The sequence below is a fragment of the Wolbachia endosymbiont of Atemnus politus genome (assembly GCF_013309895.1).
Genome location: NZ_JAAXCS010000060.1, coordinates 1 through 7,619, shown reverse-complemented (window position 1 = coordinate 7,619; position 7,619 = coordinate 1). Strand labels below are relative to the sequence as shown.

The following is a 7,619-nucleotide window of genomic DNA, read 5'->3' as shown; positions in this document are numbered from 1 at the left end:
GAATGTGCTGCCAATGAGAAGTCTAATGTCTCTTATTTGTTTCTCTGATAATGAGACTTGGTATAAGAACCCAGTAACTCCTTCTCTTTGGCCATATCTAGCCAAATTTCTTTTTCATACCACCTTTTAAACCGCTGATGTTAGTTTTGGTCATAGCGCGATCAAACACTCCCAATAATCTTTTCAATAGGCTTGGAGTTAGAGAAGAGATAGGATTAACAGATACGTTACTGTTTTTGTCATCTCCGTTTGCTTTGTAATCTATTGAGATAATCCCCCTACTCTTCCCGCCAGTAAGAAGCTTCCCAATTACAGGAATTTTTAACAAAGATTTATTAATTGAGTATGCTGGTATTACTTGTCCTTCGACCTGGAATTTATAATCCTTAATATCAAGCTTACCACTAGTGCTAATACCTAACTCTGCCCCTTCAAGCCACGACTCTTCAATTTCAACGGTACCATCTTTATATGAAAAAGGCGCATTACATTTATAAAAGTATACACCTTCGTTCTTTATAGCATTTACTATACCAGGAAGTGAAGACATCGATAATAAAGTAGTAAGTAGTGGAGCATCTTTGATATAGAAATTGCTAATAGATAACATACCGTAATGTTCTCCACTTTCTCTCTGAGGAGATAGGTAAAAAGACAATCTGCCGTTTTTAATCGATTTACTAATGCCAAGAGAACGCAGCAGTATACCTGAATTGTCTGCATATACCTCGAGCCCTATCCCACTATACTCTGCTAGTATATTACTGTTATCCTCCAGAAACTGTCCTGTGAATTGGCTTCCACTACAGTCACCTTTTGTACAGGTTATATTGAGTTTAGCATTTTTGATAACAATATCTTCTTTCATGATTATATTATCAATATTCATACTAACTTCCATGTCACTGTTTAATCCATTACTATTTTTACTAAATAAACCCAAAATATCACTCAAGTTAATTTTCTCACCATGAATAGTTATGACATTCTTTTCCTTACCTGATTCAATTTCTATACTAAAATCATTATCAAGTAATTTAAAATTGTTAGAATTCAAATATAGATCTCCATTTTCTACTCTTCCACTAAATTTTACATCTAAGTCACTCCCTACAACGTCTAATTTGTCTATTAACAATTCACCGGCTCCTTTTAACCTTGTAGAAAACAAAATTTTATTGTGATCTTCAAAATGATTTTTCCACCCTAGGTAGCTTGAGCGTGATTCAAGCTCTGATAAATCTATATTACCATTAATGTATCCTGTTTTATCTTGATTTATCACTGACTCTATATTTGCGTTGACATAGCCACCATCAAAATTAAGTATTTGAGCGGGTAAATCTCCGGTTAAATTCCAGGCAAAACTTTCATTCTTGTTGCTACTTTTTAGGTCAAATAACAGCTGTGTATTATTTACCATACCACTTCCATTTAAATCAATGAAATCTCTGCCAAAATCAAGCTTAATATCATACTTACCAAGACTTGCACCATAGACGACTAGATTGTCAATTTTAGAATGAAATTTGGCTGAAAAGTCTGTTTTTTTGTCATCAGCATTCAGATTAAAAATGCGAAAACTGAATACAGATTTTGCCGTTCCACCTATCTTGTCCCTTGTAACTTTAATAATATCGTCCAGTTTAAATTTTATAGGCTCATATAACCCATAAGCATCACTCACAGCTTGACCATTAATATTTAGCACTGAATTTTCCTTATCGAGAGAATTCATTTCAATATAGCCATCATCAATAGTGAAGTTCTGAAACTTAGCGCTATTTACAGTAATCTTGAGATTGTTATTTTTGAGCACCAAGTCACCACTCAATTCCCTTACTTGTTCAAAATCTTCATCAAATTTTACACTACCGTTTTCTATATCAGCAACAATTACAATATCTGATAGATCATCATTAACTAAACTGCTGATTTTGCCGCTGAAACTTATAATTGTATTTACAATATTCCCATCAACATTATTACAATACCATTTTTTAAATTCATTGTTTACTATGCCATCAGGTACATAAGTACACAGATCCTTTGCAGCGAGTTTACTAATGTTAACCCTAAGCAAAGCGTTATTTGTATTAAAGTTTATTTTGCCCATTAAAGAGAGATAAGTACTATTGAGGTTAAAATGGAAGTTTTTTACGCTAATGACTCCATCGCTATATGTTAAATTTACATTTACGTTAGTTATGGACAAGTTTTTATGCAGATGATTCTCTGTATTCAGTACATATATATTTCCATCTACAACTTCATCCTTTCCATTGATCCTCATTGAAAAATTTCCTTTGAGCCCTATGTCTTTATCCAAATTGTAATTTTTAACTAGTGTAGAAAACTCGTTAAATAGCCCCAATTTCAGGTTATAAAATATCCCATATACATTTAACAAATTGTTACGATTTTTTATTGTAATAGACAAATCATCCAAAAACCCTCTTTCATCTTTTGTATGAACACGAATGTCCAAAACATTAAAATCTTCCCCCTTCCCTACATACACTTTATCAACAAAAAATTTATCTTCCGTGCCTTTATTGACAGTAATGTTAGTAATTTCAATCTTTGAACCTGTACTTAAATCAAAAAAGAATTTCCTTACTGTTTTCAAAGAGTTTTTCAAATTAAAATCAACTGCTTTGGAGTCATCTTTTTTCTGGTTGATACACGCGTACACGTTATCAGCTAAAACCTGAGAGAATTGTATATTGGTTTTAAACAAGGAACTGAATTTAAAATGCACAAAAAGGCTAGGAATTTTTACAGTAAAATCAGGATGTGCTATTTTTAAATCTGTAATAACTAAATATAGACCTTTGTCATCTTTCTGCCAAATAACTGAAGTACTCTCCATATCGACATTTGCATTGGCAAACGTTCTCGATATTTTCTTCTTTATATAAAAATTAATATAATCAACATTGATTTCTAAAGGACCCTCACCTTTAAACAAGATAAAGAAGCAGAATACAAATAATAAAACTATAGAAAATGATATAGTGATTTTTTTAAGCATCGGTTATTGCTTTTCTTGCTAAACTGTCAGCCTCCTCATTATGTTTATTGCCATTATGTGCTTTAACCCACTTCCAATTAATCTCGTGCTGTGAAGCAACATTATCCAACTCTTTCCATAATTCCATATTTTTTACTGATTTTTTGTCACTTGTCTTCCAACCGTTCATTTTCCACTTATTTATCCATTCTGTTATACCGTATTTAACATAGAGACTATCCGTATACAAATTGATATTACAAGGAAATTTTAATGCCTTCAGTCCATTGATCACTGCCGTTAACTCCATTTTATTGTTTGTAGTATTTTCTTTCCTACCATAAATATCCTTTCTATGATTTTGAAATAATATAATTGCCGCCCATCCTCCTGTCCCAGGGTTACCAGAACACGCCCCATCTGTGTATATTGTCACTTCCTTTTTACTCATCTTTAACTATATGAATTAATAAAGTATATAGCTGCTTCTATGAAAGCACAATTTCTATAGACACAAAGGCAGTTTAAACCGCACCTTTAAATTTTATTATAGAAACAAAGAAAAGCACAACAACAAGCGCTATTAGAAGGAAAAATAAAAAATAGTTTTTACGTTTCTGTTGTTCTTTCATAGCTAAAGTAAGTCAATAGAGCAAAAGATAATACTAGCAAACAGGAAAAATAGATAAGAAATTGAATAAGAAAACATTTTTTTCTGTGAGCTGTGATTCTTGAGCCTAATAATAGATATAGCATACCAAATAAAAATGCAACCTTCAAGGACTGCCATACTTAGGTAAAGTAGAGCCTTCTTCAAAAATAGTGCTGGAAGTAAGCTGGTTAATACCAACAATACACTATAAACTAATATATGTTTTCTTGTTTTCTCTGAACCATAAACAACATTGAACATTGGAATCAACGCTTTTGCATAGTCCTCGGACTTGTTTAAAGATAGGGCCCAAAAGTGCGGTGGAGTCCACATAAAAATTATTAAGAATAGGACAAAACTTTCCCAACCTACAGCGTTAGTTACAGATGCCCAACCAATCATTGGGGGAAAAGCGCCCGATGCACCACCGATAACAATATTTTGTGGAGTGCGTCTTTTAAGCCAAATCGTGTATATGAAAACGTAAAATAATATGCTAACTGCAAGCAAAGCAGCAGAAATATAGTTCACTGCTATTGCCATAATAAATATTGACAATACTCCAAGGGTTATACCAAACTCTAGCGCACTTTCCGCAGAGACTCTACCTGAGGGTATAGGGCGATCCTTTGTCCTGTTCATGAGCAGATCTATGTCCCTATCGTACCACATATTTATGGCACCTGCAGACCCTGAGCCAAGAGCAATACATATGAGGGATATCAGCGCAATAAATGGATGTATACTACCTGGTGCAGCAACTATTCCAGCAACCGCAGTAAATACTACAAGATACATTATCCTTGGCTTCAGTAAACGCCAAAAGTCTAGTATTGTTGATTCAACATTTAACAAAGCACTTGTGTACATTCTATTTTATCACTGGCGGTTTTTCGAAAGTGTGAAAAGGTGGTGGTGAAGATATCGTCCACTCCAAGGTATCGCCTCCCCAAGGGTTATTTCCAGCTTTCTTGCCCCATTTGAAGAGATGGATAACTATAAACACAAAAAGCATAACTGAAATGAAAGACATGTATGAACCAATTGAGGATACATAATTCCAAGGAATAAACGCATCAGGATAATCTGGTATACGCCTTGGCATACCAGCTAATCCCAGGAAATGCTGAGGTAAAAAAGTGATATTGGTACTAATAAAAGTAAGCCAAAAATGTATTTTTCCTAGGCATTCATTATATTGCCTACCTGACATTTTACCTATCCAATAATAAAAGCCGGCAAAGGTTCCAAACAATGCAGCTAGCGACATGACATAATGAAAATGAGCAACAACATAATAGGTATCGTGTAAAAGCCTATCTATTCCACCTTGAGACAGAATTATCCCGGTTATACCGCCACCAACAAACATGAAAATAAAACCTAGTGCAAATAGCATAGGAGTTTTAAGCTCAATCGCTCCACCCCACATAGTTGCAATCCAACTAAAGACTTTGACACCAGTTATAACACCAATGAAAATTGTGCTAGTGCTAAAAAATATAGCAGCATCTTCACTAAGTCCAACAGTAAACATATGATGAGCCCAAACCATAAAGCCAAATACCGCTATACCTATCATTGCATAAACCATACCCATATAACCAAATACTGGTCTATGGGAAAAAGTTGATACGACCTGGCTTATAATACCAAATGCAGGAAAAATAATGATGTAAACTTCTGGATGACCAAAAAACCAAAACAGATGTTGAAATAATACAGGATCACCACCGCCAGCGGGATCAAAAAAGGAAGTGCCAATATTGCGATCAGTAAGCAGCATAGTTATAGCACCAGCAAGCACTGGTAAAGCGACAATTAGCATGAACGCTGTTAGTAAAACAGACCAAACAAATAGTGGCATCTTGGTCAGTGACATACCTTTTGCACGCATGTTAAATATAGTAACTATAAAGTTGATTGCTCCAACAATTGACGACATACCAGCAACATGGAGTGCAAGTATGGCAAGGTCAACTCCTGCACTTGGGTGAGACATGGTTTGCGATAAAGGTGGGTATAAAGTCCAACCTGTTCCTGGACCTTCGCCAGCAAATACCGAGAAAATGAGCAAAATAAAAGATGACACTAATAACCAAAAACTTAAATTATTCATACGAGGAAATGCCATGTCTGGTGCACCAATCATGAGAGGTACAAACCAATTACCAAATCCTCCCATTAGGGCTGGCATTATCATAAAAAACACCATTATTACCGCATGCCCTGTAACCATTACGTTATATAGTTGATAGTTATTGTTAAGTATATTAATGTGCATTAGCTGAGTGCGAATAACCACTGATAACAACCCACCAATAATTCCAGCTAATATGGAGAAAATAATGTACAGTGTTCCTATGTCTTTATGATTAGTAGAAAATAGCCAACGTCTTATACCTTTTGGTACATCACTCATATCTATACTCCAAATTCAACTCACTAATTTTTTATTTTCAATCCACTTATTAAAATCTTCTTTACTCACTGCTTCAATAACAATTGGCATAAATCCGTGACCCTGACCACACAATTCATAGCATTGCCCGTAATAAATACCTGGCTTTTTGACATTAAACCATGCTTCATTTAACCTACCTGGTATTGCGTCAATTTTTACACCGAAAGCTGGTATTCCCCAACTATGTATCACATCCCCTGCTGTTACTTGCAAACGAACGTTAGTATTGATGGGTAAAACAACGTTATTATCAACAGAGAATAATTTCAAATCTCCTTCGATAAAGTCATCTTTTCCCTTAATGTAACTGTCAAATGATACACCTTGATATTCTGGATATTGGTAACTCCAATACCATTGATGGCCAATAACTTTTAGTGTTATGTCAGCCTTTGGCACTTTTTCTTGTAGCTTAATTAATTCAGCATTCTTAAAAGCTAATATACCAACAATAATTGTTGGTATAACAAACCAGACAATTTCTAAAAGAATGTTATGACTTGTTTTACTTACATTTGTCACTTTGCTCTTACGAAAGCGAAATATTATATAAGCAAGCAGTACCCATACGAGAAGCATTATTGCAACCATCACACTCATCACAAACGAATGTGACTTAACTACAACCTCCATTATCTCAGTCGCAGGTGCAGGAAATCCAAATTGCCAAGAAGTAGGAGCAGAAGCAACTGATATATTCGAGTAAAACATCATCAATAATGCAAATAACTTCACCATATTTGTTTGCTGTAAAACTAACTATATAATAGTATATATAAGCTTACTATGCAAACGGAGATTAGTGATGGTTAATAATTTTTTAGCATTCAATAAGTATAATAATACAGTACTAATTTAAGCAAGAAAGTGTTTACATAAATCTATTCTAGGTTAAAATATTATAATATTTTTAGTTGAGTATTTACTTTAAGTAAATTCTATAATAAGTTTAATAGTGTCTGTTACTGCTAATAACCCTCTAGCCTCACACCTAAAAGCAGTAACAGACACTATTAAACTTTATGTCTGTGTTCATGAATAAAAATCTACCTTAATATTACATTATAAACTATACTTTATTAACTAACTTTTAATATCCATAGCAGCATATATAGTCTATATATTATAGAAAATAATTATAGAATATGCTACTTATAGTTAATATAAAATTTTTTATTTAGCATCGTTTCTATTATTTTGGAGTACTTGTAACTTAAAGCAAATGCGCTTCAGCTTTCCGCAACAAATAGCTGCGTTATTAAGCTCTGTAAACAAAATTTTAGAAAAGTCAAGCAGGACAAAGCTTTATAACGCCTCAATCGTAAAGTTGCAAGTATGCTCTTTAAGCTGTAAGTATGCCTAATGTACAACGAATAGCTTACTGCTACCGCTACTACTAGCATCAACAGCTTCTAACTCACATATCAATTTGGCATTTTGCACACAAAAATACTTCTTCGATACTGAAATCATGAATAAGAGATGCCACT

At 33.9% G+C, this 7,619-nt stretch carries 5 protein-coding genes; all 5 read right to left on the bottom strand.

Features of this window, described 5'->3' with window-relative positions:
* Positions 1 to 97: 97 nt before the first annotated feature.
* Complete coding sequence (locus tag HET73_RS04690; RefSeq protein WP_174132997.1) at positions 98 to 3,034, bottom strand: YhdP family protein; 2,937 nt, start codon at positions 3,032 to 3,034, stop codon at positions 98 to 100.
* Positions 3,027 to 3,464: a ribonuclease HI gene (gene rnhA / locus HET73_RS04685; protein ID WP_174132998.1), complete on the bottom strand. Its 438-nt coding sequence runs from the start codon at positions 3,462 to 3,464 to the stop codon at positions 3,027 to 3,029. The genes HET73_RS04690 and rnhA overlap by 8 nt, the downstream gene beginning before the upstream one ends.
* Before the next feature lie 183 nt (positions 3,465 to 3,647).
* Positions 3,648 to 4,535, bottom strand: a complete 888-nt coding sequence (locus HET73_RS04680; protein WP_174134099.1) for a heme o synthase — start codon at positions 4,533 to 4,535, stop codon at positions 3,648 to 3,650.
* Position 4,536: 1 nt separating this feature from the next.
* The gene (ctaD, locus tag HET73_RS04675; protein WP_174133000.1) at positions 4,537 to 6,087 is read right to left on the bottom strand and encodes a cytochrome c oxidase subunit I; all 1,551 of its coding nucleotides are present in this window, start codon (positions 6,085 to 6,087) and stop codon (positions 4,537 to 4,539) included.
* Positions 6,088 to 6,102: 15 nt separating this feature from the next.
* Entirely contained in the window at positions 6,103 to 6,867 is a 765-nt protein-coding gene (gene coxB, locus HET73_RS04670; RefSeq protein WP_174133001.1) for a cytochrome c oxidase subunit II, read from the bottom strand.
* Positions 6,868 to 7,619 lie beyond the last annotated feature (752 nt).

Excerpts from the sequence above, each read along its gene's own strand:
- HET73_RS04690 (WP_174132997.1), bottom strand. The coding sequence starts at position 3,034 with ATGCTTAAAAAAATCACTATATCATTTTCTATAGTTTTATTATTTGTA.
- rnhA (WP_174132998.1), bottom strand. The coding sequence starts at position 3,464 with ATGAGTAAAAAGGAAGTGACAATATACACAGATGGGGCGTGTTCTGGT.
- HET73_RS04680 (WP_174134099.1), bottom strand. The coding sequence starts at position 4,535 with ATGTACACAAGTGCTTTGTTAAATGTTGAATCAACAATACTAGACTTT.
- ctaD (WP_174133000.1), bottom strand. The coding sequence starts at position 6,087 with ATGAGTGATGTACCAAAAGGTATAAGACGTTGGCTATTTTCTACTAAT.
- coxB (WP_174133001.1), bottom strand. The coding sequence starts at position 6,867 with ATGGTGAAGTTATTTGCATTATTGATGATGTTTTACTCGAATATATCA.